A 26,724-nucleotide genomic window follows, 5' to 3' on the forward strand; every position below is an offset into this window, starting at 1 on the left:
CAAGTCCCGTTCATACCCCGCTGCAAAGTGGTCGCCGGCACGTGAGGCCCAACGACCTGCTCCGCCCGATGTGACAGCGGCGCGACGCTGTAGCACTTCGGCCACGGCAAAGACATCAAGGCAAAGCATTAAGCTTCCCGTTGCGCGCAACCAACAACCCACTTCCCGATTTACTATTCGTACCGTTACTATCGGTTCCAATGGGCGCGGGACCGCGGGGCTTCTCGCGACAAAAAGCCCGGCATGCCAGAGTGTGGGAGGATGACATGAGTGCCGTCGGTAATGAACCGCTTGCCCGCCAAGCGTTGGCGTTCGTCCTCGCCGGTGGACGCGGCAGCCGGCTTTTGGAGCTGACCGACCGGCGCGCCAAGCCGGCGGTCTATTTTGGCGGCAAGTCCCGCATCATCGACTTCGCGCTGTCGAACGCGGTGAACTCGGGCATCCGCCGTATCGCGGTCGCGACCCAATACAAAGCGCACAGCCTGATCCGGCACCTTCAGATGGGCTGGAACTTCTTCCGCCCGGAGCGAAACGAGAGTTTTGACATTCTCCCGGCCAGCCAGCGCGTCTCCGAGAACATGTGGTATGTCGGCACGGCGGACGCTGTGTACCAGAACATCGACATCATCGAATCCCACGCCTGCCGCTTCATCGTGGTGCTGGCCGGCGACCACATCTATAAGATGGACTACGAGGTGATGCTGCGCGAGCATGTCGAGAGCGGCGCCGACGTCACGGTGGGTTGCCTCGAGATGCCGCGCGCGGAATCTTCGGGCTTTGGCATCATGCATATCGACGAGAAAGGCTGGATCCATTCGTTCCTGGAGAAGCCGAAAGATCCGCCGCCGATGCCCGGCAAGCCGGACGTCTCGCTCGCCAGCATGGGCATCTACGTCTTCAACGCGAAATTCCTGTTCGACCAGCTCAAGCGCGACGCCGAGGACCCGAACTCGAACCACGATTTCGGCAGAGACATCATTCCATACCTCGTCAAGAACGGCCGCGCGTTCGCGCACCAGTTCTCGACCTCGTGCGTCCGCTCCAGCAGCCACAACGGCGCCTATTGGCGCGATGTCGGCACCGTCGACGCCTATTGGTCCGCCAATATCGATCTCACCGATGTCGTGCCGGAACTCGATCTGTTTGACCGCGCCTGGCCGATCTGGTCCTATGCGGAGATCACGCCGCCGGCCAAATTCGTCCACGACGAGGAGAGCCGGCGCGGCCAGGCCGTGAGCTCGCTGGTCTCGGGCGGCTGCATCATCTCCGGCGCCGCACTGCGCCGCGCGCTGCTGTTCACCGGCGTGCGGGTCAACTCCTACGCCAATGTCGAGAACGCCGTGATCATGCCCTATGTCAATGTCGGCCGCGGCGCTCGCCTGAAGAACGTCGTGATCGACCGCGGCGTCGACATCCCCGAGGGCCTCGTCGTCGGCGAAGATCCCGAGTTCGACGCCAAGCGCTTCCGCACCACCGAGCAGGGCATCTCGCTGATCACCCAGCCGATGATCGACAAGCTGAATACATGACACCTGTTCGCGTCCTCGCGGTCGCTTCTGAAGTCTATCCCATCGTCAAGACCGGCGGCCTCGCGGATGTCGCCGGCGCGCTCCCGGTTGCACTGAAGGCGCATGGCGTCGAGATGCGCACCCTGATGCCCGGTTATCCCGACGTGACGCGGATGCTCGCCGGCGCGGAGGAAATCCGGCGCTGGCCAAACTATTTCGGCGGGCCGGGCCGGCTGCTCGCCGGCTCGCACGACGGCCTCGATCTGTTCGTGCTCGACGTGCCGCATCTCTATGCGCGGCCCGGTAACCCCTACGTCACCAGCGAGGGTGTCGACTGGCCGGACAATGGCGTGCGCTTCGCCGCGCTTTCGCGCGTCGCCGCCGATATCGGTCACGGCCTCGTGCCTGCCTTCGTGCCCGACATCGTGCACGCCCACGATTGGCAGGCGGGGCTCGCGCCGGCCTATCTGCACTATGACAACCGGCCGCGGCCCGGCACCGTGATGACCATTCACAACATGGCCTATCAGGGCAAGTTTGCCCCTGAGCTGATCGGTGCGATCGGCCTGCCCTGGCACTCCCTCAACGTCAACGAAATCGAATATTTCGGCGGCATCAGCTTTTTAAAGGCGGGCCTGCAATTCGCCGATCGCATTACCACGGTGTCGCCGACCTACGCGCGGGAGATCCAGAGCGACGAAGGCGGCATGGGGCTCGGCGGCTTGCTACGTGCACGCGCGGGCGTGCTCAGCGGCATCCTCAACGGCATCGACATTTCCGTGTGGAATCCGCAAACCGATCCGCACATCGCCTACCGCTTCGGCGCGGAAGACCTCACCTTTCGGGCCGCGAACAAGGCGGCGCTTCAACAGCAGTTCAATCTCGATTCCTCGGACGAGGCGCCATTGCTCGGCGTCATCAGCCGCCTGTCCTGGCAGAAGGGGCTCGATCTCCTGCTCGAAGCCATTCCGACCATTTTGGACCAAGGCATGCAGCTCGCGCTGCTCGGCAGCGGCGATCGCGATCTCCAGGACGGTTACCAGGCCGCCGCACGCGCCAATCGCGGCCGGATCGGAGTCGTGATCGGCTATGACGAGATCTTGGCGCATCTGATCCAGGCCGGCTCGGACGCGCTGATCGTGCCGTCGCGCTTCGAGCCATGCGGCCTGACCCAGCTCTGCGCGCTGCGCTATGGCGCCGTCCCAATCGTGTCACGTGTCGGCGGCCTCGAGGATACCATCGTCGACATCGGCGAGGCCGACGCGTCCGGCCACGATGCCACCGGCTTCAAGTTCGGCCCCGTGACAGCGGACGCCCTCGCCGGCACGCTGCGCAAGGCCAACACCACCTTCCACGACAAGCTGACCTGGCGGCGGCTGCAACGAAGCGGCCTTGCGACCGACGTCTCCTGGCGCAACCGCGCCGGCGACTATGCCGTGCTCTACCGCAACCTCATGGCGGCGCGCCGCACGTAAAGCGTTTTCGAGCGAAGTGGATGCCGGTTCGCGTGAAGAAAACGCGTCAAAACTAGAATCTAGAATCCCGTTCCGATTTCATCGGAACGGGACTCTAGGCATGGCCATTGTCGAATCCATGCTATAGAGCCCGGCATGGACCCCTTCGTGATCAAGCTGCTCGGCTTTGCCGCCGCCACCTGCACCACCGTCGCCTACGCGCCGCAATTCATCAAAGTCTGGAAAACGCGCTCGGCGCGCGACATCTCGCTCGGCATGTTCCTGGTCATGGTGCTGGGCTTGGCGCTCTGGCTCCTCTACGGCCTGCTCTCTGGCGACGCCCCGCTGGTCGCCGCCAACGCCATCACCATGCTGCTCGCCGGCGGCATTCTGTTCATGAAGCTGAAATACGGATGAGCTGCCCTTCACCTCTCCCAGCTTGCGGGGAGAGGTCGGAATTCGCGCAGCGCGGATTCCGGGTGAGGGGGACTCTCCACGAATCCAACTCTCACCTCGCTCGCGGAGACTCCCCCTCACGCCGACCCTCTCCCCGCAAGCGGGGTGAGGGAGAAAAGTCACGCACCAAACACATACGACGCCATCGCCACGCCCGCGACCTCGTCGACGAAGACGCGGCGGCCGAAATCGCTGCCGGCGGCGCCGGCTGCGACCATCAGCGGCAGCAGATGGTCCTCGCGCGGATGCGCAAGACGCGCGCTGGGTGCGTTCTCCCAGTCGACCAGCATGGCATTGCGGCACGCCGCATCCGGATTGCTGATGGCCTCGTTCAGATAGGCCTCGAAGTCATACGAAACCGGCTTGGACTCCGGTCGATTGAAGCCGCGCATGTTGTGATAGGTCAGCCCGCTGCCGACGATCAGAACGCCTTCGTCGCGCAGCGGCGCGATCGCCTCCCCCACTTTGATGTGCTCGGCCGCGTCATAGCTCGACTTCAGCGACAGCAGCAAGATCGGCATGTCCGCGTTCGGATACATCAGGCCGAGCGGCACGAAAGTGCCGTGGTCAAAACCCTGATTGGGATCCTCCCGGCAATCGAGGCCGGCGCGCGCGAGCAGCGCCTTCACCTCTGCGGCAAGCGCGGGCTGGCCCGGCGCCGGATATTTGAGGTGATAGGTATGCTCGGGGAAACCGTAATAGTCGTACACCATCGGCGGATGCGCCGAGGTCGACACGGTGAAGGCGTCGGCCTCCCAATGTCCGGTGATGACGAGCACGGCCTTCGGCCTTTCGGGGAGCAGCTGCGGCAACCGGCCGAACTCCGCGGCGGTCTTCGCATATTGCACCCGCCTGTCCTCCATGAACGGCCAGGGGCCGCCACCATGCGACAGGAACAAGGTCGGAAGTCGCGTCATAGGCTCGTGTCTCGTTGGCAACAGGCGCGTGCGAGCTGCCCGCGCGATCGGCGGCGAGCATAGGCAAACTGGCATGGTTAGCAAGCCGTTAACGATTTGGCTTCCAAAATCCCCGGCGTGGCCGAAGCAGTCGGCCAGAAGACGAGGACGGAAGATGAGGAAGTTTGCGCTGGGGGACGTCGTCAACAGTGACAAGGGCCGCCGCGGCGTCGTTCGCGCCGCCTTCAAGTCGCGGGAAGGCCAGCAGTTCTACGCCGTCGAAAAGGACGGCGCGATCGACTATCTGGAAGAAGACCGGCTGAGCCCGGCGCCGCGCGTCGAGCTCGCGGCATAATCCAACTCATTTCCTGCCCTCACCTGCCATCCGATCGAGACGCTCCGCGAAGGGGTCGTCTCCGCTCGCGATGCGGTCGTCGGTGATCAGCAGCAGGCGATCACGGTCTGCGGCCGCGTCCCAATGGGGCAAACCGGGACCATTGGGATCGCCGCTTCTTGCAAAGTTGATCCAGTAGCCGCGCATGCGGCTCGCGACCTCGCGATCGCCGCGCGAGAAGATTCCTGCACCGGGCACGCCTTCCGCACCGAAGATGAACTGCAACTCGCGTCCGTGCCCACGATCGGGATTTGCGCGCCGCGCCTCGGGGACATAGCCAAAGCGATAGCGAAAGGTCGGCGCGCCCGTGGCCGCGTGAAGACGGGCCAGCAGTCTGACCGGCTCGGAGAAGACCTTGTCGGTATAGAACCGAGCTTTCAGCTCCGAAGGTTTCAAAAGGTTGGGATAGAGCTCGCGCAGCCCATCGATCGTGCGGCCCGATGATGCAAGATCGTCTTGGTCGTCGAGTTCATCGCCGAAACCCGTCTCGTCGTCATTCGAGCCGATGATGAGGGGAATGCGGCTCTCGTGCCCTGCTGTGAATCCCGCAGCGATGTTCTCCGTCACCAGGCTCCCATCCATGACCGGCACAAAGGCGCGCGCGAACTTCGCCAGCAGGCGATCTTCGGCAGCCAGCAATCGTGCCGGCGGGACCGCCCGCAAATCCGGCTCGGAAGCGAGGCCAGCGGCGAAATACGCGCTCACGACCTCCGCCTCCTGCGGCGAGTGCAGAGCTGCGCGGCCGGGCACCGATTGCAAAATGGCTTTCTGGAATAAACCGCGCGCCTGCCGGCACAGCATCAGCAGTGCGATCGATGTCGCGCCTGCGCCGTTGCCGAACAGAGTGACGTTGTTTGGATCGCCGCCGAATGCCGCGATATTGTCCTGCACCCAATGCAGCGCCGCAATCTGGTCCATCAGGCCGTAATTGCCGGAGCCGCCCTCCGACAGCGCCGGGTGAGTGAGCCAGCCGAGCACACCGAGGCGATAATTCACGGTGACGACGATGAGGCCGGCCTGTGCCAGCCTGGCGCCGTCGAACACCGCATCGTTCGCGGTGCCCGTGACGAAGGCGCCGCCATGGATGAACATCATCACCGGCAACGGACCATCGACCCCGAAGGGACGAAACACGTTCAGCGTGAGGCAATCCTCGCGCGCGGCCGGCAGCGACGGTTGAAGGCACGGCGCGCCGTAGTCGTAGGCGGTGTGCATCTCCGAACTCTCGGCCGTCGGCTGCGGCGGGCGCCAGCGCAGCGCACCGACCGGCGGCGCCGCGTAAGCCAGCCCCTTGAAGGAGGCCACCTCGCCTTCGACGGCGCCAAGCATCTGTCCTTCACGCGTCAGCGCAAATGGAAACTGTCCGACCGGCTGTGCCACGGCCGAGCCGACGCCACACAGGACAATGGAAGCCGCAACAAGCGCGAGCACGGATCGCATCTTCGGAGCATCTCGATGCGCGGAACGGTTCCAGCAGGTTACGTCCGCGGCCGCCAGCGAGGCAAGCTAGGTCTTACCTCCCAGCGCGAGCGAAGCTCGTCGCGGCCCCGTAAGCGCGGGGCGAGGGAGCGCACCTTCGATGCGGCCAGACGCTTGGCTCAATCGCGCCTGCGACCTAACCACTCTTGGCGAGGAGCTCCGCCAGCGCGCGGCGCGCGATGATGCCGAGCTCACCGAGCGTGGAGTGCCCTGACTGTGCCGCCTCGATCAGGCGTTCGGCGATGAATCTGCGGCTGTCGTGATCGCCGCCATGTGGCAATTGGCGGCACGTCTCCTCCAGGACGACGTCCATGTTCGCTTTGGTTCGCTCGCTCAACTCTGTCATGACGCCCGGTCGGTACGCGTGGCTTGTAAGCGCAAGCATACACAGAAGGATGTGGTCTGATTAGCCCGGACAATCCCGGCGATTGTGCATCGCGGTGCGTGTATCGCCATAACCTTCCCGCGGCCACGATGCCGCCGCAAACGACTACCGAAGATTGCACTTGTCCTGATGACAAGCCGAACCTGCAGCGATAGCCTGCCGGCAAAACAAATCCACGGGAGGAATGCCATGCCTGACGCAATGGTCGCCGCACGTGAGTCCCAAGCGGCGGGCGGAACAGCCCAGCAGGTCGACGTCGCCGTGGTGGGCGCCGGATTTGCCGGGCTCTATCTCCTGCATCGCCTGCGCAAGGCCGGCTTCAAGGCGATCGCCCTCGATGAGGCCGGCGACGTCGGCGGCACCTGGTACTGGAACCGCTATCCCGGCGCGCGCTGCGACATCCAGACCATCGATTACAGCTACACTTTCGATCCGGACCTCGAGACCGCCTGGACCTGGTCGGAGAAATACGCGACGCAGCCCGAAATCCTTCGCTATCTCGGCTTCGTCGCCGATCGCTATGACCTCAGGCGCGACATCCGCTTCAAGACCAAGGTGACCGAAGCCAAATGGGACGAGGCGACGGAGCGCTGGCAGCTCATGACCGATAACGGCGCGCCGGTCTCCTGCCGCCACTACATCATGGCCACCGGCTGCCTCTCCGCGCCAAAGCCGCCGGAGATCGACGGCGTCAAGGACTTCAAGGGGGATATCTATTTCACCGGACGCTGGCCGCATGACGGCGTCAATCTCGCGGGAAAACGCGTCGCTGTGATCGGCACGGGCTCGTCGGCCATCCAGTCGATCCCGCTGATCGCCGAGCAGGCCGCGCATCTGACCGTGTTCCAGCGCACGCCGAATTTCGCGCTGCCTGCACACAATGGCCCGGCGCCAGCAGACCGCATGAGCCTGCTGCAAGGCGATCGCGCGGCCTATCGCGAGCAGGCGCGCCAGTCGATGGCCGGCGTCCCCTACCCGCAGCAGACCGTCGTGAGCTGGCAATTGAGCGATGCCGAGCGTCGCGAGCGGTTCGAACGCGCCTGGGCAGCCGGCGACCTCGTCCACATCCTGACGCAGCTCTGGGCCGACCAGGCCGTCGATGTCGACGGCAACAAGATCGTTCAGGACCTGATCCGCGAGAAGATCCGCGCCGCCGTCAACGACCCCGAAACCGCTGCGGCGCTGACGCCGCACGATCATCCCTTCGGCGCTAAGCGTCCCTGCCTCGATACCAACTACTACGCCACCTACAACCGGCCGAACGTCACGCTGGTCAATCTGCGCCAGGAGCCGATCAAGGCGATCACCGCGAGCGGCATCTCCACGAACGGCCGCAGCTTCGATCTCGACGTCATCGTGTTCGCGACCGGCTTCGACGCCATGACCGGCGCGATCCGTGCCGTGCATCCGATCACCGGGCGGGGCGGCAGGTCGCTCTCCGACGTCTGGGCGCAGGGACCTCAGACCTATCTCGGCCTCACGGTCGAAGGCTTCCCGAACTTCTTCATGATCACCGGCCCCGGCAGCCCGTCGGTGCTCTCGAACATGGCGGTGTCGATCGAGCAGCATGTCGACTGGGTCGTCGATCGCCTTGCCGCGCTGCGCGATGCCGGTTTCAACACGATCGAGCCGACCGAGACGGCGCAGGCCGCCTGGGGCCGGCACATGGCCGATTGCTCGATGCTGACGCTGCACCGGCTCGCCAACACCTGGTACACGGGCGCCAACGTGCCCGGCAAGGTCCAGGGCTTGATGCCCTATACCGGCGGCGTCGGCCCCTATCGCAGCATCTGCGACGAGGTGGTCAGCCGCGGCATGCTCGGCTTCAGGCTCACCGGCCCCAACAGCGCCGCGCAATGCAATGACGGCGAAGTGGTGCGCCTGCAGCCGGACGTGCGGCTGGTGCTGAACCTGCTCGTGTCGCTGAACCTGCCGCCGATCGAGTCGATGGGCGCGCTCGGCGCACGTGCCTTCGTCAACGAGTTCAACAAGGGCCGGCCTGCGGGGCGGCCGATCGGCGGCATCGTCGACGGCACCCTGCCAGTTACCGACGGCGCGTTGCCTTACCGCGTCTACAAGCCCGCAACAGCAGGACCGCATCCGATCGTGGTCTATTTCCACGGCGGCGGCTGGGTGCTCGGTGACGAGCAGTCGGACGAGCCGTTCTGCCGCGACATGGTGCGGCGGACCGGCATGATCTTCGTCAGCGTCGGCTATCGCCATGCGCCGGAGCACCGCTTCCCAACCGCGGCCGAGGACGGCTATGCGGCGACGCGCTGGATCGCCGAGCACGCCGCCGAGCTCGGCGGCACGCCGGGCCCGGTACTGGTCGCAGGCTGGAGCGCCGGCGGCAACATCGCCGCCGTCACCTGCCAGCTCGCGCGCGACCGCGGCGGGCCTGACATCGCCGGCCAGCTCCTGGTCTGCCCCGTCACCGACTGCACCTTCGATCGTCCGTCCTACAACGACAATGCGATCGGTTACTTCCTGACGCGCTCGCTGATGTACTGGTTCTGGGACCTGTACTGCTCGCCGGCGGACCGCACCGACCCGCGCGTCTCGCCACTCCGCGGCAAGGTTGCCGGCCTGCCGCCAGCCTTCGTCGTCACCTGCGAGTTCGATCCGTTGCGCGACGAGGGCGTCGCGTACGCCGAGGCGATGGCCGCCGCCGGCGTCCCGGTCGAGCAGCTCCGTGCGCGCGGCCATTTCCACTCGTCCTTTGCGATGGTGGACGTGGTGATCACCGGCGTGCCAGGCCGGGCGCAGATGGCCGGGGCCTTGCGGCGCTTCGCGGGGCTGCCGGAGGTCAGCCGCGGCGACGAGGGCAGCAAGGGCCATGACAGCCCGGAGCACCGAATCGCGGCCGCCGCGAGCTGAAGCGGCACAACGCCGCCGGGAACCTTTTCCCGGCTGCCGCGTTGAGTGTTCGTGGCATTGAGATGCAGCGACAGGTGTGTAGGCCCCGGCACGCGAACGCGTGTGCTGGGGTCGTTTTTTGTGTGAGGCAGGATGATGGGGGACGTGGCCGGAGATTCAAAAGTCGATTTCGGCGCGCTTGCGGTGCTGCATAAATGGCCGTCGCTGGCAAACCAGCGAAGGCCGGACAGAGACTCCTATCAAGTGAGTGAAGGCACGCTCGACGAGTGTATCTCGGCCTTCATGCAGAAGCCGGCGGCAACCCGGCACCTCTACGAGATCCGCACCGTGGCGCAGCCACCGCTCGTCACCGAAATCCTCTCGCCCGAGCACGTCATCGAGCTATCACGCTTAAGAGAATTTCTCTGACGGCCTTCACAAGCACGCGAGCAGGAACCTTCTTCCGGCTTTTCCCGTTGTCAGGGATCGGAAGCAAAGACGTGAGCGCCTCAGATGTTTGACGCCGACGTATCATCACCGATCGTACCCTACGGCGCAGACGAGACCCTCTTCGTGGTGATCGATCGCCGCGACGAGGCGACCGAAATCCGCATTGAGCGCAGCGATCTCGAAGCCACCATCGGCGAGCTTGTCGCCGGATGCTTCAACGACCCGATCAAGGTGATTTCGTTCAATACGCTTGAGCATTGGATGAAGGACATCTCGACCGACGTCGCCGGCGAGATTCGTGCGCGCTGCGAGATTTACGGCATCGAGCTGCCCGATTATCTCAGCGACTTCGTCGAGACCCACCGCTGAGCGGGCGTTGTCTCAATTGCGCAGATAGGGAAGCAAGAGCGGATGCGCTTAGCGCGTGGTTCGCAGAGTTAGGCGCGCCGGTGCTTGCCGGCGATGACCTCGATCTCGCGGCGGCGCTCGCCGGCGAAGGTCAGAAGCTTTTCGATCGTCAGCGTATCCGTGATCCGTTTGGCCAGCCGCTCGGCGCGCGCGGCCTGATCTTCGAGATACTGGATCGTGTTCAAGCGCCGCCTCCCCCAAAGCCCCGAATTGTTGGACAGCCATGGTGCGACAGAGCAGCTAACAGCCGGTTAAGCGCTGCGATGGGCTTGAGGCTCATTGCACGACGTCGAGCCGGACATTGGTGATGCCCTTGTCGACCATGCCGAGCGCCTCGGCCGCGGAAGGGGAGATATCGACCACGCGCCCGCGAACATAGGGCCCGCGATCGTTGACTCTGACGGTGACGAAACGGCCCGAGGAGGTATCGGTGACGCGCAGTTTGGTGCCGAACGGCAGGGTGGGATGGGCCGCAGTCAATTCGTTCTTGTCGAACTTCTCGCCGCTCGCGGTCTCCGTGTCCGAGTAGAAGCTGGCAACGCCACGCGAAGCTTCCTGTTTTGCGTCACCGCCAGAGGCGCGCGACCGGCTGATCGGCCGTGGATGCAGCGCCGCCACCCTGTGCGGGCGCTCCACCGCGGCCTGCCGACCGGTCGCGGCGAGATCGGCCGTCTGGCGGCCGACCGGCGATTGCGCGCAGGCGGCGAGTGAGGCGGCGCCGGCAATGGTGAGCAGCAGCCGGCGCGAGGTTGCGAGGGAAATCCGGGAAGTTTCGGCACGTGCAATGCGAGACATGGTACGCCCCTCCGAACGGCCGGATTTTCGGTGGGGAATGAGGGCAGAACCTTGTCGGAACAAAAGCGGGCCTGGGGCCGCGGCCGTTTCACGCCAGCTGTGACGATTCCACCACAGTGCCTGTCCTGAATCGGGACAGGCTCGCAAGAGGATCAGCCGGACCGGGCGCGCCAGATGATCGGGCGTGTCTCCGGTTGAACCTCGCCATGTTCGGCGTCGCGCTTCAGGAGCCGCATCAGCTCACGCCGATAGAGCCGCCGCCATCCGGTTTTAAGGCTGGCAAGAAAATCGAGCTCTCGTTGTGTCAGCGTGCACATCGCGCTTCAGGCCACGAGGCCTCCCATCGGCTTGACGTCGGCGCTGCCGGGGAAGACCGTCTCGGCGAGAACCTTCTCTTCGACGCGCAGGTGATCCCTCAGCAGGCCCTTCAGCACTGCGCGCAGATCCGTGGTGGGCTTGAGGTCGCGATCCTCGAGCAGCTGCGCCGGCTTCAGCCCCGGCCAGTCCGCGATCACGCGGCCGCCGGCAAGTCCGCCACCGATCAGGAAAGCGACCGTGCCCGTGCCGTGGTCCGTCCCCTGCGTGCCGTTGATCCGGGCTGTGCGCCCGAACTCGGTGACGACGGCGACGACCGTCTCCCGCCACGCCTCGCCCATGTTGCTCTCGATCGCCGCGAAGGCGCCGTCGAGCGCGCCGAGCAGATTGTAGAGCTGACCCGAGGCCGCGCCTTCGGCAATGTGTGTGTCCCAGCCGACGAAGCCCATGGCGCCGACACGTGGGCCGTCGGGCTTGGCGAGATAGCGCGCGGCGGTGCCGGCGGCCTCGGCGAAGTAGGCGCGCACGCGCGCGATGCCTGGAGGCGCCAGCGTCGGATCGTCCGACATCGCATCGCCCGTGCCAGGCGCGCCGCCGAGTGAAGCAAGCTTCATGCGCGCCTGGAGCACCGTCGCGAGCTTCGGATCGGTGTGCTGATAGAGATCGAGCAGGCGGTTCTGCGTATCCTCGCTCGCCGGCAGCAGTTTCTGCGGCACCCATGTCATGACAGGCGCTGAGCCGCGCACCACCAGCGGCGTCACCGAGCCGATGCCGAGCGCGCGGCTGCCGCGCGGATCGACGCGGCCACCGGACTCCATCGCGAGCAGCGCGCGGTTGAGCCATCCCGAAGCGGTCGCACCGGGCCTGGTGAATCCGCTCTCCAGCACGTCCTGGCCGTCGAAATGCGAACGCTCGCGATAGGACGTCGCAGCGGCATGGACGATCGCGGCCTTGCCGCTTCTGTAGAGCCGGTGCAGGTTCGGCATCGCCGGATTGAGCGCGAAGAAGGAATCGAGCGGCAGCGCCGACGGCTTGCCGTCCAGCACCAGCGCGCGATCGCCGCGCAAGGAGGTCCAATCGGGATCGCCGACCGGCGCGACGGCACCGAGGCCATCGAGCGCGCCGCGCAGGACGATGACGAGCAGACGCGGATCGCGTCCTTCGGCGCGCGCGATCCGCGGCATCTGGCTCCATGCGAACAGCGCACCGCAGCCGACCAGAAGCTTGCGCCGCGTGGGCAGGTGATTGACGAAGCCCATGTTCACCTCCTCTGAAAATCCGCCGACATGAACAGGAGCGCCAGCGCCTGCTGCCGGCTCTCGGCGCGCCCGACCGCCTGTTTCACCTCGGGCGCGATCTGCGATGCGAAGACGTCCTCGATGATGGCTTGCGGATCGGCCATGGCGGTGATGCGCTCGGCGAAATTGTTGGCGACGTCGAGCCGCCGGCCGACGCCGTCGATCCAACTCGCCTCGTCGTCCGGATAGCCTTTTGGCGCCGGCGGACGCCACAGCGCCTCGCCGAGCAACTGCTGGCCACCGGTGTAGAGGACGGGATCGACCTGCGTGATGCCGGTTGCACGCACCATACCGACGACCCATTCGCCGGGACGCTTGAGCTTCGACGGCCCGCCCCAGGCCTCGTCCGACGACACCATCGTGATAGCGACCTGCTTGAGATCGCCCTCGGTGTCGTGAAAGCTCTTTGCCATCTGCTCGACGAGGGCCGGCGGCGGCTCGTCGGCGACGAAGTGGCGCGCGAGCTTGGTCGCGACATGGGTCGCGGTGGCCGGATGCGCGGCGAGATCGCGCAGGACGGCGCGGCCCTGCTCGACATCCTCCTGCTCGTATCGCTTGCCGAGCACGGTCTGCCCGCCGGGCTCGTGCAGCCGCGGATTGAAGGTGAACTCGCCGCCATGCTGGGGGTCGGCGCCCGGCGGCACCAGCGTCCAGCCGGTCAGCACGTTGGCGAAGCTGATGACGTCCTCCTGGGTATAACCGGTGCGCACGCCGAGCGTATGCAGCTCCATGATCTCGCGCGCAAAATTCTCGTTGAGGCCGCGGCTGCGGTTGATGCCGGCCGTCGAGTTGGCGCCCATCGATTCCAGATTGTCGAGATAGAACAACATTGCCGGATGGCCTTCGACGGCTTGGAGCAGGTCGGCGAAACGGCCGAGCGCATGGGCGCGAACAGCTTCGCGCTCATAGGCACCGGACATGCTCTGGATCCGGTTGGCAGAGACGCAGAAATGGTTGGACCAGAACCACACCAGCCGCTCGGCAAAGCCGATGTCGGCGGCAAGTGCAGCCTCCGTGCGCAGCTTGGCTTCCTGCAAATAGATCGGACGGCCCGGATCGGGAATGGCGTCGGCCGCCTGCTTCGCCGCCATCTCGGCGGCGTCCTTCTCCTGCCGCTGTCCCTGTGCTTGATCTTCGGACGTGACAGGAGTCGCAGCCATCTGCTGCTTCTTGGCCTGCTGCTGCGCCTGCTTGGCGCGCGCGGTTCGCCGCGCATTGGCATCGGCGACGGTGCGATAGGCCTTTGCGCTTGTGAGAAGGCTAGCCGCGGCGCTCAGCACCAGCGGTCGCTCGAGCTCGGCAATCAACGCGCCGCGCGGGTCGGTGCCGACGGCGGCGATCGATCCCGGTCGCGGCCCCATCCCGAAGCGCTGAAGCGCCAGCACAGAAACGGCCTTTGCAGAATTGCTCATGGCGCACGCCCAATTCTTTCGCGCCTGCCGAGGCAGGCCGGCTCGAAGCTACGAATTGTAATGCTACAAACCGTAGCATTCCGAGATATGAGCGGGCAAGCGGAGAATGAGACCCCGCACTCAAGAAATCGGGAGCCGTCCCTAGAAATTCGGCCCCAACGCGATCTTGGTGATCGTGCCGTTCCTGACGCCGATGCGCCATTCCGCCGACCCATTGGCGAACTGGGCGACATAGATGTCGCTGTCGAGCGCTGTGACGCCGCGGAAGGAGACCGCACGCAGCGCGCCGAGCCGCGCCAGGATCGCCTGATCGAATGGAAGCTGCTGACGCGTGATGTCGGCGACCTCCGACGTCATGCGGTCGTAGTCTGGCTGTCCCTTGCCGACGCCCTCGATGTAGCGGCGCAGCATCTCCTCGCCATTGGCAATCGGAACGGCGCGGCGCGCGGCGCGCCCCGGACGCGCACCGAGGCTCATCGCTTCGACATTGTGGAAGCGCGTCTGCCGGCCCGGCACCAAGATCTCCAGGCATCGTCCGGACTTGTCGGCAATCACCCAGGGATTGTTCACGGAGGTCGTGGAAGCCCAGGACATATTGGGCCTGACCACGCTCTGCGTCTTGCGATTGCCGTCGGCGTCGAGATTGGAGATCTGGATGTCATCGCCCATCTCGTTATAGACCATGATCCTGATCGGCGAGGTGCCGGCGCGACCGCGCACGCTCGCCTCGTCCGCGCAGGAGACGATACCGCCGAGCTCGTCATTGCCGTCGGCCCGGAACAGCACGTCGCCGACCTTGCCGTCGGGCTCGAGCAGCAGGCGGAATTCCGCCGAGCCGTTCTCGAATTTCGCGCCATAGATGTCGTAGCCGCCGGGGCCGACGCCGCGGAAGAAGATCGACTCGAGGGCGCCGAGCGCCACGAAAGTCGCCTGCGTCTCGTTGAGCTGACGGTGGATCTTCGCAGCCAGCGGCGCGCTCATGCGATCATAGTTCGGCGTGCCCCGGCGCAGATCTTCGATCCCGCGCAGGATCATCTCCTTGCCGCCCGCAACGGGGACCTGCTCGCGGAAACGGTCCGGCACCTCCGCAACACGGCGTGCGAAGTCCGCCTCGATCGCCTGCGCCACGGCCGCATCGATCCGCGGCGCGAGACGGGCACCAAACACCGCATTCTGGACCAGCACGCGCGAGACCCTGGCTTGTTCGTCGCGCAGGAAGATCAGGAGGTTGTCGCCATGGATCGAGAAGACATCGGCGCCTTCCGCGAGAAGTGCCGCCCGGCCCTGCACGGTTTCCTGCACCTGAAGCCGATCGCCGTCGCGGCGCACGGTGAGAACGCGGTTCGGTGCAACCCTATACCAGCCGACATATTGATCGAGCGGCGCGGGTCCAGTTGCCGATGCCGGCATCTCGGCGACGCGAAGCGCGCGCACGTCGCGACCGTTCATGCGCAGCATTAGCTCGGAGGAACGACGCTCCGCGTCGATCGAGAAGCTGATCTCGCCGGATGAAGCCGGGTACGACGCCGTGCCATCACCGCCGATCGTCAGACGCAATCTGCGCTGCCCGGTGAGCTGGCCGTAGAGTTCGTCGCCCGCGCGGAAGATGGCGAAGACCGAGGCCGGGCCCATGGCATAGAAATTGACGAAGGGGCGGTAATGCTGGGCCGGGACATCGCCGAGATCGGCGGTGACGGGCGCGACGTCCGGCGTGCGATAGGCGATCATGCCAGCGGACACGACCACGGCGGGGACGATCGCGGCCGCGATCCACAATCGCTTGCGCCAGCCGACCGCCACCGGCATCGCGGCGGCCGCGATGATGCGTTCGACGCGAGCGCGCACCGTCGAGGCCCGCGCCATCGCGAGCTCGACCGAGCGCGGTCTTACGGTGCTGGCAAAATCGAGCAGGATCTCCGCATAGGACAGCCGGTCTTCGATCACCTCGATCGCCCGGGCATCGCTGATGATCTCGGCGAGCTCGGCGAGGCGCGCAAGCTGCCACCACGAGAACGGGCTGAACCAGAACACCGCGCGATTGAGCGAGGCCAGCAGCAGGACGTAGAAATCGCGATTGGCGACATGCGCGCCTTCATGCGCGAGCACGGCGAGGCGCTTCTTCGCATCCCAGCCGGCGAATTGCGGCGGCACCAGAATGATCGAGCCGAAGGTGACGGGACCGCCGACGTCACGGCTGATGCGGACATCGGCAGCGATCAGCTGCGTACCCTTCATCGGCGCCGCCGCCCGTGCCATGCGCCAGGTCAGGCAGAGGCCGATCATCAGCCGCAACAGCAGGCAAGCGGTGACGCCGGCATAGATGATGGTGGCCACCAGCCACCAATTGATCGAGAGCCCGCTTCCGGCCGGCGGAACGATCGCCCCGCCTGATGCGACCGGCAGCGACGGCTGCGGCAGCTCCAGCATCGAAAGGTCAGCCGGCAGAAAATCGTCCGGCGCCGGCATCGGCACAGGCGGCCGGGTGATCGTGAGCGTCGGCCAATGCATCACGAAGGGCATCGCCAGCGACGCCAGCAGCACGACGACCCACGCCGTCATCTGGACGTGCGGATTGCGCACGCGAAACAGGGTGAGACCGAACCAGACGATGCCTCCCAGCACGAAGGAGCGCAGCGCCGCCTCAGCCAGAGTTGCGATCATCTTTCTTCACTCCCCTCGCCTTCTTCGCCTTGGCCACTTGGTCGGCCAGCGTGCGCAGCTGCTGCTGGTCGAGCATCTTGTTGTCCACCATGCCGACGAGAACTTCTTCAATTGAACCGTTGCAGAACCAGTCGACGATGCGCTGCACCGCCTTGGCCGCCACACGCGCACGTGGTTCGGCGGCGTGGTAGACGTAAGTGCGGCCGTCCACGGTGTGGTTGGCATAGCCCTTTTCTTCCAGCCGGCGCAGCACCGTGCGGACCGTGGATTCCTTCAGACGCCGCGGCAGACGCTCACGCACGGTTTCGGCCGTGAGCGGACCATGGGCCCAAACCAATTGCATGACCTCGCGCTCGAGGTCCCCCAGTTCGGGCAAACGATCGTCCATGGCACTTACCTTGCGGATAGAGTTTTCTTGTAACGCTACAGATCGTCGCATATGCGGCCGCGCCGCGCAACGGCGATTCCACCTGAAATGGTATCGCGAGACCGTCATGCCCGGGCTTGTCCCGGGCATCCACGTTCTTCGTTCTGCGGGGCAACACGTGGATGGCCGGGACAAGCCCGGCCATGACGATGTTGAGACGTCAGCGCAATAACCGCGCCGCTCTAGGCGCGCAGCGGCCTCAATAATGCGGCTCGTACATCTGCGACTGGACCAGGGTCTTCACGTCGTTGGGCGCGGGTCCGTCGGCGAGGCCGCGCTGAAAGGCGACGTCTGCGACGGCGGCGGCGATGCGGACCGAGACCTCGCGGATGCGCGGCAGCGCCGGATAGAGGCTACCCTGCGCGAGGTCCTCCTTGCCGACGCAATCGGCGAGCGTGTGGGCAGCCGCCATGAACATTTCGTCCGTGACGAGGCGCGAGCGGCTCGCGATGACGCCGAGGCCGACGCCGGGGAAGATGTAGGAATTGTTGCCCTGGCGCGGCACGAAGGTGCGGCCGCTGAGCGTCACCGGATCATATGGACTGCCGCAGGCGAACAGCGCGCGGCCCTCGGTGTAGCGATAGGCATCCTCCGCCGAGCACTCGGCCTTCGAGGTCGGATTGGAGAGCGCGAATACGATCGGCTGCTCGTTGAGCTCGGCCATCGCCTTGAGCACCTCGGGTGTGAAGGCGCCGCCGACCGCGGCAACGCCGATGATCGCCGTCGGCTTAAGCGCGTTGATCGCAGTGAGGAAATCAGCGATCGGCGCCTGGCCGGCATGGGCATAGCGCAGCTTGTGGCCGGACAGGCCATCGCGGCCGCCGACGACGAGACCACGGGAATCCACCAGCCAGTTGCGCCGGAGCGCTTCGGCCTCCGCTAGCCCCTCCGCCATCATGGCGGAGACCACGAGATCGGCGATGCCGGTCGCCGCCTCGCCCGCGCCGAGGAACAGGATGCGCTGATCCCTGAGCTTGCCGCCGGAGACGCGCAGAGCCGAGAACAGGCCGGCGAGCGCCACCGCCGCGGTGCCCTGGATGTCGTCGTTGAAGACGCAGGCCTCATCCCGGTATTTGTGCAGCAGCTTGAACGCCGAATGGTTGGCGAAATCCTCGAACTGGATCAGCACGCCCGGAAACGTCTTGCGCGCGGCCTGCATGAATTCGTCGACGAAGCTGTCATAGGCCTCACCGGTCAACCGTCGCTCGCGCAGGCCGAGATAATAGGGATCGTTCAAGAGCTCTTCGTTGTTGGTGCCGACGTCGAGCACGATCGGCAGGCACAGCTCGGGATGGACGCCGGCGCAGGCCGAATAGAGCGAGAGCTTGCCGACCGGAATCCCCATGCCGTTGGCGCCGAGATCGCCAAGGCCGAGGATGCGCTCGCCGTCGGTCACGACGATCAGCTTGGCCGGATAAGGCCAGTTCTTCAGGATCTCGGCGATCTGGCCGCGATCGCGCGAGGAGATGAACATGCCGCGCGGCCGCTGGAAGATCAGGCCGTATTTCTGGCAGGCGAGCCCGACGGTCGGGGTGTAGATGATCGGCTGGATCTCATCGATATTGTCGACGACGACGCGGAAGAACAGCGCTTCGTTGCGGTCATGCAGCGCGTTCAGCGCGACGTATTTTTCCAGATCCGTCGGCAGCGTGCGCAGATTGGTGAGCACGCGCTGGGCTTGCGTCTCCATCGTCAGCACGCAGGGCGGCAGCAGGCCGCGCAGGCCCAGCGCCTCGCGCTCGGATTCCGTGAAGGCGGTGCCCTTATTGAGCAGAGGATCGCGCAGCAGCGTCATGCCTTGCGATTGATCGGATGATGTCGCTTGGGCAGCGACACGGGCAGGTCTATTCACGAATTCCCCCAAGGAGTTTCTTATTGAACCGCGGTCATTGTCGGCCAGCGCTCCCCGGAGATCAAGGACGTTGGGACTGAGGCATCGATTGTGATCTCGCACCGCAGCGAGATTGTCGCCCGAGATCGCAGGTCGCGCGCGACGCAAAGGTTAACGCCGCAAAGCTCTTGCTCCTCATGATGAGGATTGAGAGCCTGCTCTCTCCTCTCGTCATTCCGGGGCGCGCGTCAGCGCGAGCCCGGAATCCATGGCGCGGCCGTCTCTGCGGCCCGATGGATTCTCAGGTGCGCAATTTCGCACCATAGCTCGCGACCTCGTCGCCCCCCGGAATGACGAGAAAACCTCACACGCTGTTGGGATTAGGAAGTGTTATGAGGCGGCAGCACTATTTAGGCTTGATGTTGGCGGCCTTCACGATCGGTCACCATTTCTCGGTCTCGGCCTTCTGGAAGGCCATGAGCGCTGCCGGCGTTTGCTGATCCCCTGGCGGAATCTCCTGCCCCAGCGCGATATCGAGCCGCTATCCGGCCGCCCGCCTTGGCGTCAGATTGGCGGCGCCGTCGGCCGGTGGCGCGATCTGCATCAAGATGGTCTGGGTGGCGGAGGCGACCTCGATGCCGCTCTCCTGGAAGCGCAGTTTCATGCGACGGTTGAATTCGCGCTGGACCGGCCAGCGGCCGGCCTCGGTGCAGCGGATCTGGCCGACGATCGACACCATTGCGCCATCGACCTTGTCGATACCCCAGAGCTCGAGGTCACCGCGGATCAATGCACGGAATTCCGGTTCGCGGCGCATCTCCTCCACGATGTCCTTGAGGATCTGCCCGGCGCGGTCGGTGTCTTCCTTGTAGGCGACGTTGACGCTGACGGAGGCGTTGCCGGCGCCGCGGCTGGCATTGGTGATGGTCGTGACCGCGCTGAACGGCACGATGTGCACGGCGCCATCGCCGGCGCGCAGGCGGATGGTGCGGATCGAGACGTTCTCCACCACGCCTGACAACCCTGAGACGCTGACATTGTCGCCGACCTGCACCGTGTTCTCCAGGAGCAGGAACAGACCCGTGATGAGGTCCTGCACCAGCTTCTGCGAACCGAAGCCGATGGCAATGCCGACGATGCCGGCGCCCGCGAGCAGCGGGGCGACATTGACGCCGATCTCGCTCAGCGCGGTAAGGCCGACGACGGTGGCGATCAGGCAGAGCAGCGCCGTCCGCAGCATCGGTTGGAAGGTGCGTAAGCGAGCGGCGCGGGCATAATGGCCGTCCCGGGACAGCGCATTGATCTGGCGGTCCAGCAGCGCGTTGCTGGCTTCCCAGATCGCGGCCGCGATGAACACGGCGAGCCCGATCGTCACCAAGGCCGAGATCAGCCGGCTGCCAATCTGGCCGCCATAGAACCAGACGATCGCGTCCACGCCCCAGACTTCTAGCACCGCCACGAAGCCGATGAAGGCGATCACGCCAGATACGATCTTGCGCAGCAGCGGCAGATAGCGGTTGGCGCGGATCTCGAGACCGGGAAAGCGCTGGAGGATCTCCGGCTTGATACGGAAGCCACGGTCGATCAGGCTCAGCGTCAGCATGATGGCGACGCGCGTGATCAGCACCACCACGACCGTCCCGACGAAATACTGCAAGAGCAGCGAATAGCCGTTGCGGATGTTGAGCGCCCACACGGCCCACAGCGCGAGATCGAGCGCGATGGCAAGATAGTGCCAGCCGCCGGCGATGCGGTTGCGCAGACGAGCCGCGATGCCCTGCCGATCGGCCGGCGCGCGGATGGCTTCGGCGACCTGGCGGCGGCATTGCAAGATGATGACGACGATGAAGAGGTGCACGATCAGCATCACCATGCGCAGCAGCGCAGCGTAACCGGCGCGATGCAGGCCGAGCAGCAGCGCCACATTGGCGAAGGCGATGCCGGATACACCGACGCCGACGATGCGGCGCGCCCAGATCTCGATATAGGCTGCGGTCTCGGCCCGAACCGGAAACAGGCCGAACGGTCCCGCCAGCGCCCGGATCACGCAGATGAGTCCGCGGGAGAACGCATAGGCGTTGATGACAGCGAGGATCACGAGGCGAACGGTCGTGGGCTCGCCGATCTCGGTCCCGAGCAGCGCCGTGGCGATGCCCACCAAGACGACCACCGGCAGCAGCTCGAGCACGAGGCGTCCCAGCACGAAGGGCAGCCGTAGCAGGACCTGCCAGACCCTTACCAGACTGTGGTGGCGCTTGTTCAGTTCGGGCGCGGAGGTGACATCGGCTACCGATGACGGCGGATCGGCGATCGGCAGGGCCTGTGCCGGCAGGCGCGCAGTCTGCGGCACGCGCCCTTCCAAGAAGGCGACCGGCCGCCGGATCAGGCGGAACATGACCCATTCGGCCGAAAGGGCGCAACCGAGCACCAGCGCCAGCTTCCAGGCGATCTCGATCAGAAGATTGTAGGCGGCGGGATCGTTCGCGGTCCGCATGATCCAGTAATAGAACGTCGGAAAATGCGTGAGCGTCCGCGCCATGCTGGCGATCTCGCTCGAGATCGCACCGATCTCCTCCGACACCGTGAGCAGGAGCTGCGCACCGAGGCCGTCGGCCGAGAGCGGGATCGGCGATTTCTGCTCCGGCGCAGCGGGTGCAGGCTGCTGCTGACCGGACGCATTCGCGATCACGCGCAGCGTATCGATCATCTGCGCACGCTTCTTGTCGTCCTGCAGCGTCTCCAGCGCACGCTTGGCCTCGTCAGGCGACAGCGCGGCCGCGCTGCTCGCGGCCGGCGTCTCGGCGCGGGCGCCGCAGAGAGATGAGATCGCGAGGAAGAGAGCGGCGAGGAGCGCCGGGGCAAGCTTATGCGACACGCGGATTCCCTGAAAAAAATGAATGCGCTGGCGGTGCCGGGACCGTCACCACCGAAGCACATGCGTCATGTCGGATGACCGTTATTCGCCTCGGGCCTGTGTCGGAAGTTGGCCTTTGAGGCGACATTCTCTTGGCATTTGGCCATGCAGGATTGGAGACGGCATAGGCTCAGCACAGCGAGACGGCTTAAGAACGCTGAGCGCGCTCCCGCCGTTCCGCAGAGCAGTTGCTTTTGAGGGCGGTTTTGCTGTGGCCATCCTTCGAGACGCCTGCTTTATGCGGCCACCTCAGGATGAGGACTGAATGCGCGGCGACAGTTTCAACGAGCACCGCTGCCGCTTAGCCTCATCCTGAGGAGCTTGCGGAGCAAGCGTCTCGAAGGACGAGGCGCGCGCGCAGGCCGCCTCAAGTGCCACGAGCGATAGCCCAGCGTCATTCCGGGCGTCGGCCCGGAATGACGGCAAGGAGGGAGGAGGGACAAAGCAGAACTTTAATGCGTTCGTCGTGACGGCCTCGGCATCGCCAGCCAATGATCGACGTGATGCAAATTACAGCGCCGGGAAGGTAGGGGCTTTGCCTCACTGATGTAGCCCGCTAAACCTTGACCCGGCGTGCCGTTCGCGGTTTTCGCCGCTATGCGATAGTCCGAACGAGCTCCATCGCACTTAGCGGCTGGATTTGCGGAGGTGGTGTCATAGACCTCCCCTTGCTCATGAGGTGGACGTTGCGCGTCGCTTGTTTGCGACCTTTGCGATGCTCCTCCCGAGACACAAAACTGTCAAGCAGGATCGATGACCTGAAGGATCACATTTGAACGCGCGAGTTCCCTGGACGGGGCATGGTGACATTATGCGCCTGTTTTGCCCGACGCGTCAAACCAATTTCGTAAAATCCGCATAAGCAGGACGTGGCCGGCAAGCCATTGATTCCGCTATCCCCGGCTACTGTGCATGGGGTTGTTTTCGCAATTATTGTCCATGGCCGGCTCGCGCCGCCTAGAGAAACATGTCTGTCAGGTCGACCGTCGAGGACTTTCCGACCCGGTCGAAGTTTCGCGCCAGCCAGCTTCGCGCCGCCTCGCGGCCCTCGTCGCGCAGGCGACACAACAGGCTCCATTCGGGATGGAATTGCGTGGCCGTACCGAGCTGCGACATCAGCTGATCGTTGCCGATCCAGTGCATGTACATGCGGCTGTGCCTGTCGCTGTCGAGCTCGCCGTCGTCGATCAGCCGCGTGGCGAAGGCGATCGCGCGCATCTCGCGCATCAAGGACGAATTGAAGCTGATCTCGTTGATGCGGTGGAGGACATCGGCCGCGCTGGTCGGCAGCTCATCGCGCCGGATCGCCGTGACCTGCACGATGATGACGTCGTGACTGCCCTTGCGGTAGATCAGCGGAAAGATCGCGGGATTGCCGAGATAGCCGCCATCCCAATAATGCTCGCCGTCGATCTCGACAGCCTGAAAATAGGGCGGCAGGCAGGCCGAGGCGAGCACGGTTTCCGCGCTGAGAAACGGGCTCTGGAACACCTTGATCTTGCCGGTGCGGACGTTGGTGGCGTTGAGAAACAGCTCTGGCGCCTCGGGCGAGGAGTTGAGCCGGTCGAAATCGATCACGCGCTGCAGCAGCGCGCGGAGCGGATTGAAGTTGAAGGGATTGAGCAGGTTCGGCGGCAGCGTGTGCGTCAGCGTGTGGATGAAGGCGTGGACCGGGTGATATTCCGGCGGCAGCTTCAGGGCCTGGATCCACTGGTTCAGCGGCGAGAGCAAATCGTACGCCAAGTCCATGCGCGACACCTCGTACCAGAATGCGTGCAGGCTCTGCCGCGCCGCCTCCGCACCTCCGTTCGCCATGCCGGAGGCCATCGCCACCGCATTCATCGCGCCGGCACTGGTGGCGCTGATCGCCTCGATCGCGAGCCGGCCATCCTCGAGCACCTGGTCGAGCACGCCCCAGACGAAGGCGCCGTGCGCGCCGCCGCCCTGCAGCGCGAAGTTGACGTTCTTGCGGTTCGCGGTCCCGTTGGCTGTCACTTTGCCCGCTTCTTGCCTCCCGTCCCCTCTTTCTCCAGCGCCATGCGCACTTGCTCGAACTCCTGCAGCGAGGCCCTGTCGGCACGCGGAAAGCGCAGGTCCAGCTTTTCGAGCGCTGCATTGATCACGGAGCCGATCACGACGCGCGCGAACCATTTGTGGTCGGCGGGCACGACGTACCACGGCGCATGAGGTGTCGACGTGTGGCGGACGATGTCCTGATAGACCGCCTGGTAGCGCGGCCACAGCGCGCGCTCCTTGATGTCATCCATCGAGAACTTCCACTGCTTGGCCGGCTCTTCCAGCCGGTCGAGGAAGCGCAGGCGCTGCTCCTCCCTGGAGACGTTGAGGAAGAACTTCAGCACCACGGTGCCGTTGCGGCCGAGATAGCGCTCGAAGGCGGAGATGTCCTCAAACCGCTCTTTCCAGATGCTCTTGGTGACGAGCTTTGCCGGCAGCTTCTCCTTGGCGAGGATCTCCGGATGCACCCGCGTCACCAGGCATTCCTCGTAATGGGAGCGGTTGAAGATGCCGATATGGCCGCGCTCCGGCAACGCGACCACGTGGCGCCAGAGGAAGTCGTGGTCGAGCTCCTTGCTGTTCGGCGCCTTGAAGGCACGGACCTCGCAGCCCTGCGGATTGATGCCCTCGAAGATCGCCTTGATCGCACTGTCCTTGCCGCCGGCGTCCATAGCCTGGAATACGATCAGGAGCGACCAGCGGTCCTGGGCGTAGAGCTTCTCCTGAAACGCGATCAGCCGCTTCTTGTTGGCATCGAGGATCTCCTGCGCCTTCTCCTTGTCGAGATCGCCCTTCTCGTCGGTCTTGTGGTCCTTGAGGTGAAACTTGCCGGATCCGTCGTAACGAAACGGCGTGATGTAACGGTCGAGCTGGTCGGCGATCGATTTGGACGGCTTCTTGCTCATGAGTTCGGGGACACCTTGCGTTGCGGCTTCAGTCGGTCGAGCACGCTACCAAGAATGCCCTTGGGAAGAAATATGATGAAAAGCACGAGCAGCACGCCATAGACGAGATTGTCCCAGCCGACCGCCTTGGTGCCGAAGCCGATGCGCAAGCTCTCCGCAAGCAGGATGGTGATGATGGCGCCGACGGTCGGGCCGAGCGAGACGAACAGGCCGCCGACGATGGCCGCGAACACCATCTGCAGCGACACCGCGATGCCGCTGACGGTGTCGGGCGTGATGAACATCTGGTACTGGCAGTAGATCGCGCCGGCGAGCGCCGTCATCAGCGCGCTGAGCAGCGTGATCTTCAGCTTCTCCGCGGTGACGTCGACACCGGCCGCAGCCGCGGCGTCCTCGTCCTCCGAGATCGCCTCGAGCGCATGGCGAGCCATGCTGCGGTCGACCCAGTGCCAGACCACGATGCCGAACAGCCAAATCGCAAGTGCGATCAGATACCAGGTGGTCTTGTCGTCGAATTGCAGCGCCAGCAGCTTGTTGCCGGACGCACGGTTCGGCGTGTAGCCGAGCGAGCCGCCGGTATAGTCGCGCGTCGCGGTGATGACCTGGAGCACGATGCCTGATAGCGCCAGCGTCACCAGCACGAAATAGTGCCCGGTGATGCGGAAACGAAAGCACGGATAGCCGACGATCAGCGCCAGCGCCCCGGCCGCGATCATGCTGACGGGAATGCCGATCCATGGCGAGAGGCCGAGGTGATTCCACAAGAGCGCGGTGACATAGGCGCCGATCCCCATGAAGCCGCCGTGTCCGAGCGAGACCAGGCCGAACCGCCCCATCATCGACCAGGATGTGTAGGCGAACGACCAGATCAGGATCAGCACCAGGATGTGCAGATGATAAGGATCGCGATAGACGAAAGGCAGCGCGACCAGCGCCGCCAGCCCTACCCCCCAGGCTGCAATCCGCCCCTGCCCCATCATCGGCGCCTCGCCAGGAGCCCTGCGGGCCGGATGAACATCATGACGATGAAGAAGGCGAAGGCGAGCACATAGCCCCATTCGAGATCAGAGAACAGGCCGCCGAGCGAGATGATCTCGGCGAACAAGAAGGAGGCAATGAAGCCGCCGATGAAATTGCCTAAGCCCCCGAGCACGCAGATCAGGAAGGTGATCGGTCCGAAGGAGAGGCCGACGAAGGGATGCACGTCATATTGCAGCACCAGGAGGCAGGCCGCGAGCCCGGCCAGCGCACCACCGAGCGCCGAGGTGATGAGATAGATCCGCTTGGCGTCGACGCCCATCAGCGCCATGATCTGCCGGTCCTGCGAGATGGCGCGGATCGCGGTGCCGGTGAAGGTTCGCGTCATGAACAGATAGACCGCGACCATGCCGACCAGTGCCGCCACGAAGGACAGCAGCCGTGCGTAGCTGAAATTCATGTCGCCGAAGGCAAGCACCGGCAGGCGGATGCCGAGGTTGCGGAAGTCGATGCCGAAGGCGACGGTGGCAAAGCTCTGCAGCACGAACAGCACGCCGCCGGTCGCGAGCAACTGATTGATCGGCGGTGCCGTGAGCAGCGGCGCGATCACGAGGTAGTGCAGCGCCGCCCCGAGGAGCGCGACCAGCAGGACGGTAAAGGGAGCGGCGATGAAATAGCTGACCCCGTAATACTGCACCATGAAGTACATGGCGTACATGCCGATCATCACGAGCTCGGCATAGCAGATCCAGGTCACGTCAATGACGCCGAAGATCAGGTTGAGACCGAGCGCGAGCAGCGCCAGCACACCGCCGAGCAGGATGCCGTTGATCACGGCCTCCAGCAGATAAATGTCGAAGACGTCCAGAAATGCCTGCATGCCCCC

Annotated in this window: 22 protein-coding genes and 1 pseudogene; 7 read left to right on the top strand and 16 right to left on the bottom strand. The window is 64.9% G+C overall.

The features are described from left to right. The first annotated feature begins 266 nt into the window (after positions 1 to 266). From glgC to ACNJX8_RS33650, 3 genes are all read left to right on the top strand, one after another. A complete protein-coding gene (glgC, locus tag ACNJX8_RS33640; protein ID WP_128935929.1) occupies positions 267 to 1,529 on the top strand; it encodes a glucose-1-phosphate adenylyltransferase in 1,263 nt (420 codons plus the stop codon). Then, positions 1,526 to 2,983, top strand: a complete 1,458-nt coding sequence (glgA, locus tag ACNJX8_RS33645) for a glycogen synthase GlgA (protein WP_439358241.1) — start codon at positions 1,526 to 1,528, stop codon at positions 2,981 to 2,983. The genes glgC and glgA overlap by 4 nt, the downstream gene beginning before the upstream one ends. A gap of 135 nt (positions 2,984 to 3,118) precedes the next feature. After that, a complete protein-coding gene (locus ACNJX8_RS33650; RefSeq protein ID WP_091878893.1) occupies positions 3,119 to 3,379 on the top strand; it encodes a SemiSWEET transporter in 261 nt (86 codons plus the stop codon). Between the two features lie 158 nt (positions 3,380 to 3,537). Here the strand turns inward: ACNJX8_RS33650 and ACNJX8_RS33655 are convergent, their stop codons facing one another. Beyond that, on the bottom strand, positions 3,538 to 4,335 hold the full coding sequence (locus tag ACNJX8_RS33655) for a DODA-type extradiol aromatic ring-opening family dioxygenase (RefSeq protein ID WP_439358242.1): 798 nt from the start codon (positions 4,333 to 4,335) through the stop codon (positions 3,538 to 3,540). A 154-nt stretch (positions 4,336 to 4,489) separates the two neighbouring features. Here ACNJX8_RS33655 and ACNJX8_RS33660 point away from each other — a divergent pair, with 154 nt between their 5' ends. After that, positions 4,490 to 4,669, top strand: a complete 180-nt coding sequence (locus ACNJX8_RS33660; protein ID WP_027572935.1) for a hypothetical protein — start codon at positions 4,490 to 4,492, stop codon at positions 4,667 to 4,669. 6 nt (positions 4,670 to 4,675) lie between these two features. Here the strand turns inward: ACNJX8_RS33660 and ACNJX8_RS33665 are convergent, their stop codons facing one another. Both ACNJX8_RS33665 and ACNJX8_RS33670 read right to left on the bottom strand, forming a co-directional pair. Next, on the bottom strand, positions 4,676 to 6,148 hold the full coding sequence (locus tag ACNJX8_RS33665; protein ID WP_439358243.1) for a carboxylesterase/lipase family protein: 1,473 nt from the start codon (positions 6,146 to 6,148) through the stop codon (positions 4,676 to 4,678). Positions 6,149 to 6,323: 175 nt separating this feature from the next. Continuing rightward, a complete protein-coding gene (locus tag ACNJX8_RS33670) occupies positions 6,324 to 6,572 on the bottom strand; it encodes a hypothetical protein (protein ID WP_128935934.1) in 249 nt (82 codons plus the stop codon). Between the two features lie 189 nt (positions 6,573 to 6,761). Between ACNJX8_RS33670 and ACNJX8_RS33675 the strand changes: the two genes are divergently transcribed. From ACNJX8_RS33675 to ACNJX8_RS33685, 3 genes are all read left to right on the top strand, one after another. After that, positions 6,762 to 9,449 (top strand): flavin-containing monooxygenase, encoded by a 2,688-nt coding sequence (locus ACNJX8_RS33675; protein ID WP_439358244.1) that lies wholly within the window; start codon positions 6,762 to 6,764, stop codon positions 9,447 to 9,449. Positions 9,450 to 9,584: 135 nt separating this feature from the next. Continuing rightward, positions 9,585 to 9,857, top strand: a complete 273-nt coding sequence (locus tag ACNJX8_RS33680) for a hypothetical protein (protein WP_128937565.1) — start codon at positions 9,585 to 9,587, stop codon at positions 9,855 to 9,857. Positions 9,858 to 9,941: 84 nt separating this feature from the next. Next, on the top strand, positions 9,942 to 10,247 hold the full coding sequence (locus tag ACNJX8_RS33685; RefSeq protein WP_128935936.1) for a hypothetical protein: 306 nt from the start codon (positions 9,942 to 9,944) through the stop codon (positions 10,245 to 10,247). A gap of 68 nt (positions 10,248 to 10,315) precedes the next feature. Here ACNJX8_RS33685 and ACNJX8_RS33690 read toward each other — a convergent pair whose 3' ends face one another. The 13 genes and pseudogenes from ACNJX8_RS33690 to ACNJX8_RS33750 all read right to left on the bottom strand — a co-directional run bounded on the left by ACNJX8_RS33690 (position 10,316) and on the right by ACNJX8_RS33750 (position 26,718). Continuing rightward, positions 10,316 to 10,471, bottom strand: coding sequence for a hypothetical protein (locus ACNJX8_RS33690; RefSeq protein WP_164934324.1), 156 nt, complete (start codon positions 10,469 to 10,471; stop codon positions 10,316 to 10,318). Between the two features lie 91 nt (positions 10,472 to 10,562). After that, positions 10,563 to 11,081, bottom strand: a complete 519-nt coding sequence (locus tag ACNJX8_RS33695) for a septal ring lytic transglycosylase RlpA family protein (RefSeq protein WP_439358245.1) — start codon at positions 11,079 to 11,081, stop codon at positions 10,563 to 10,565. Between the two features lie 152 nt (positions 11,082 to 11,233). After that, entirely contained in the window at positions 11,234 to 11,398 is a 165-nt protein-coding gene (locus ACNJX8_RS33700) for a hypothetical protein (RefSeq protein ID WP_439358246.1), read from the bottom strand. Between the two features lie 6 nt (positions 11,399 to 11,404). After that, positions 11,405 to 12,655 carry a DUF1501 domain-containing protein gene (locus tag ACNJX8_RS33705; protein ID WP_439358247.1) on the bottom strand — a complete coding sequence of 417 codons (1,251 nt, stop codon included), beginning with the start codon at positions 12,653 to 12,655 and terminating at the stop codon, positions 11,405 to 11,407. Positions 12,656 to 12,657: 2 nt separating this feature from the next. After that, positions 12,658 to 14,106 carry a DUF1800 domain-containing protein gene (locus ACNJX8_RS33710; RefSeq protein WP_439358248.1) on the bottom strand — a complete coding sequence of 483 codons (1,449 nt, stop codon included), beginning with the start codon at positions 14,104 to 14,106 and terminating at the stop codon, positions 12,658 to 12,660. A 141-nt stretch (positions 14,107 to 14,247) separates the two neighbouring features. Continuing rightward, positions 14,248 to 16,767, bottom strand: a complete 2,520-nt coding sequence (locus tag ACNJX8_RS33715; RefSeq protein ID WP_439358249.1) for a M56 family metallopeptidase — start codon at positions 16,765 to 16,767, stop codon at positions 14,248 to 14,250. Beyond that, a complete protein-coding gene (locus ACNJX8_RS33720) occupies positions 16,748 to 17,155 on the bottom strand; it encodes a BlaI/MecI/CopY family transcriptional regulator (RefSeq protein WP_439358250.1) in 408 nt (135 codons plus the stop codon). The genes ACNJX8_RS33715 and ACNJX8_RS33720 overlap by 20 nt, the downstream gene beginning before the upstream one ends. 238 nt (positions 17,156 to 17,393) lie before the next feature. Beyond that, a complete protein-coding gene (locus ACNJX8_RS33725) occupies positions 17,394 to 19,046 on the bottom strand; it encodes an NAD-dependent malic enzyme (RefSeq protein WP_439358251.1) in 1,653 nt (550 codons plus the stop codon). Positions 19,047 to 19,566: 520 nt separating this feature from the next. Beyond that, a complete protein-coding gene (locus ACNJX8_RS33730) occupies positions 19,567 to 21,900 on the bottom strand; it encodes a mechanosensitive ion channel domain-containing protein (RefSeq protein ID WP_439358252.1) in 2,334 nt (777 codons plus the stop codon). Between the two features lie 996 nt (positions 21,901 to 22,896). Next, positions 22,897 to 23,934 (bottom strand): patatin-like phospholipase family protein, encoded by a 1,038-nt coding sequence (locus ACNJX8_RS33735; RefSeq protein WP_128935941.1) that lies wholly within the window; start codon positions 23,932 to 23,934, stop codon positions 22,897 to 22,899. Then, positions 23,931 to 24,860, bottom strand: coding sequence for a polyphosphate kinase 2 family protein (locus ACNJX8_RS33740; protein ID WP_439358253.1), 930 nt, complete (start codon positions 24,858 to 24,860; stop codon positions 23,931 to 23,933). Before ACNJX8_RS33740 ends, ACNJX8_RS33735 begins: the two co-directional genes overlap by 4 nt. Next, a pseudogene (locus tag ACNJX8_RS33745) lies at positions 24,832 to 25,840 on the bottom strand (branched-chain amino acid ABC transporter permease); the annotation flags it as partial. The pseudogene ACNJX8_RS33745 and the gene ACNJX8_RS33740, both read right to left, overlap by 29 nt. Next, entirely contained in the window at positions 25,837 to 26,718 is an 882-nt protein-coding gene (locus tag ACNJX8_RS33750; RefSeq protein WP_091878951.1) for a branched-chain amino acid ABC transporter permease, read from the bottom strand. The gene ACNJX8_RS33750 and the pseudogene ACNJX8_RS33745, both read right to left, overlap by 4 nt. Between the last annotated feature and the right edge of the window lie 6 nt (positions 26,719 to 26,724).

Source organism: Bradyrhizobium sp. SPXBL-04 (genome assembly GCF_051853035.1).
Lineage (GTDB): Bacteria > Pseudomonadota > Alphaproteobacteria > Rhizobiales > Xanthobacteraceae > Bradyrhizobium > Bradyrhizobium zhanjiangense.

What these genes read in the sequence shown, in the direction of transcription:
- ACNJX8_RS33720 (WP_439358250.1), bottom strand. Translation starts at nt 17,155, where the DNA reads ATGGACGATCGTTTGCCCGAACTGGGGGACCTCGAGCGCGAGGTCATG.
- glgC (WP_128935929.1), top strand. Translation starts at nt 267, where the DNA reads ATGAGTGCCGTCGGTAATGAACCGCTTGCCCGCCAAGCGTTGGCGTTC.
- ACNJX8_RS33695 (WP_439358245.1), bottom strand. Translation starts at nt 11,081, where the DNA reads ATGTCTCGCATTGCACGTGCCGAAACTTCCCGGATTTCCCTCGCAACC.
- ACNJX8_RS33670 (WP_128935934.1), bottom strand. Translation starts at nt 6,572, where the DNA reads ATGCTTGCGCTTACAAGCCACGCGTACCGACCGGGCGTCATGACAGAG.
- ACNJX8_RS33650 (WP_091878893.1), top strand. Translation starts at nt 3,119, where the DNA reads ATGGACCCCTTCGTGATCAAGCTGCTCGGCTTTGCCGCCGCCACCTGC.
- glgA (WP_439358241.1), top strand. Translation starts at nt 1,526, where the DNA reads ATGACACCTGTTCGCGTCCTCGCGGTCGCTTCTGAAGTCTATCCCATC.
- ACNJX8_RS33655 (WP_439358242.1), bottom strand. Translation starts at nt 4,335, where the DNA reads ATGACGCGACTTCCGACCTTGTTCCTGTCGCATGGTGGCGGCCCCTGG.
- ACNJX8_RS33665 (WP_439358243.1), bottom strand. Translation starts at nt 6,148, where the DNA reads ATGCGATCCGTGCTCGCGCTTGTTGCGGCTTCCATTGTCCTGTGTGGC.
- ACNJX8_RS33705 (WP_439358247.1), bottom strand. Translation starts at nt 12,655, where the DNA reads ATGGGCTTCGTCAATCACCTGCCCACGCGGCGCAAGCTTCTGGTCGGC.
- ACNJX8_RS33700 (WP_439358246.1), bottom strand. Translation starts at nt 11,398, where the DNA reads ATGTGCACGCTGACACAACGAGAGCTCGATTTTCTTGCCAGCCTTAAA.
- ACNJX8_RS33680 (WP_128937565.1), top strand. Translation starts at nt 9,585, where the DNA reads ATGGGGGACGTGGCCGGAGATTCAAAAGTCGATTTCGGCGCGCTTGCG.
- ACNJX8_RS33750 (WP_091878951.1), bottom strand. Translation starts at nt 26,718, where the DNA reads ATGCAGGCATTTCTGGACGTCTTCGACATTTATCTGCTGGAGGCCGTG.
- ACNJX8_RS33675 (WP_439358244.1), top strand. Translation starts at nt 6,762, where the DNA reads ATGCCTGACGCAATGGTCGCCGCACGTGAGTCCCAAGCGGCGGGCGGA.
- ACNJX8_RS33685 (WP_128935936.1), top strand. Translation starts at nt 9,942, where the DNA reads ATGTTTGACGCCGACGTATCATCACCGATCGTACCCTACGGCGCAGAC.
- ACNJX8_RS33740 (WP_439358253.1), bottom strand. Translation starts at nt 24,860, where the DNA reads ATGAGCAAGAAGCCGTCCAAATCGATCGCCGACCAGCTCGACCGTTAC.
- ACNJX8_RS33715 (WP_439358249.1), bottom strand. Translation starts at nt 16,767, where the DNA reads ATGATCGCAACTCTGGCTGAGGCGGCGCTGCGCTCCTTCGTGCTGGGA.
- ACNJX8_RS33710 (WP_439358248.1), bottom strand. Translation starts at nt 14,106, where the DNA reads ATGAGCAATTCTGCAAAGGCCGTTTCTGTGCTGGCGCTTCAGCGCTTC.
- ACNJX8_RS33660 (WP_027572935.1), top strand. Translation starts at nt 4,490, where the DNA reads ATGAGGAAGTTTGCGCTGGGGGACGTCGTCAACAGTGACAAGGGCCGC.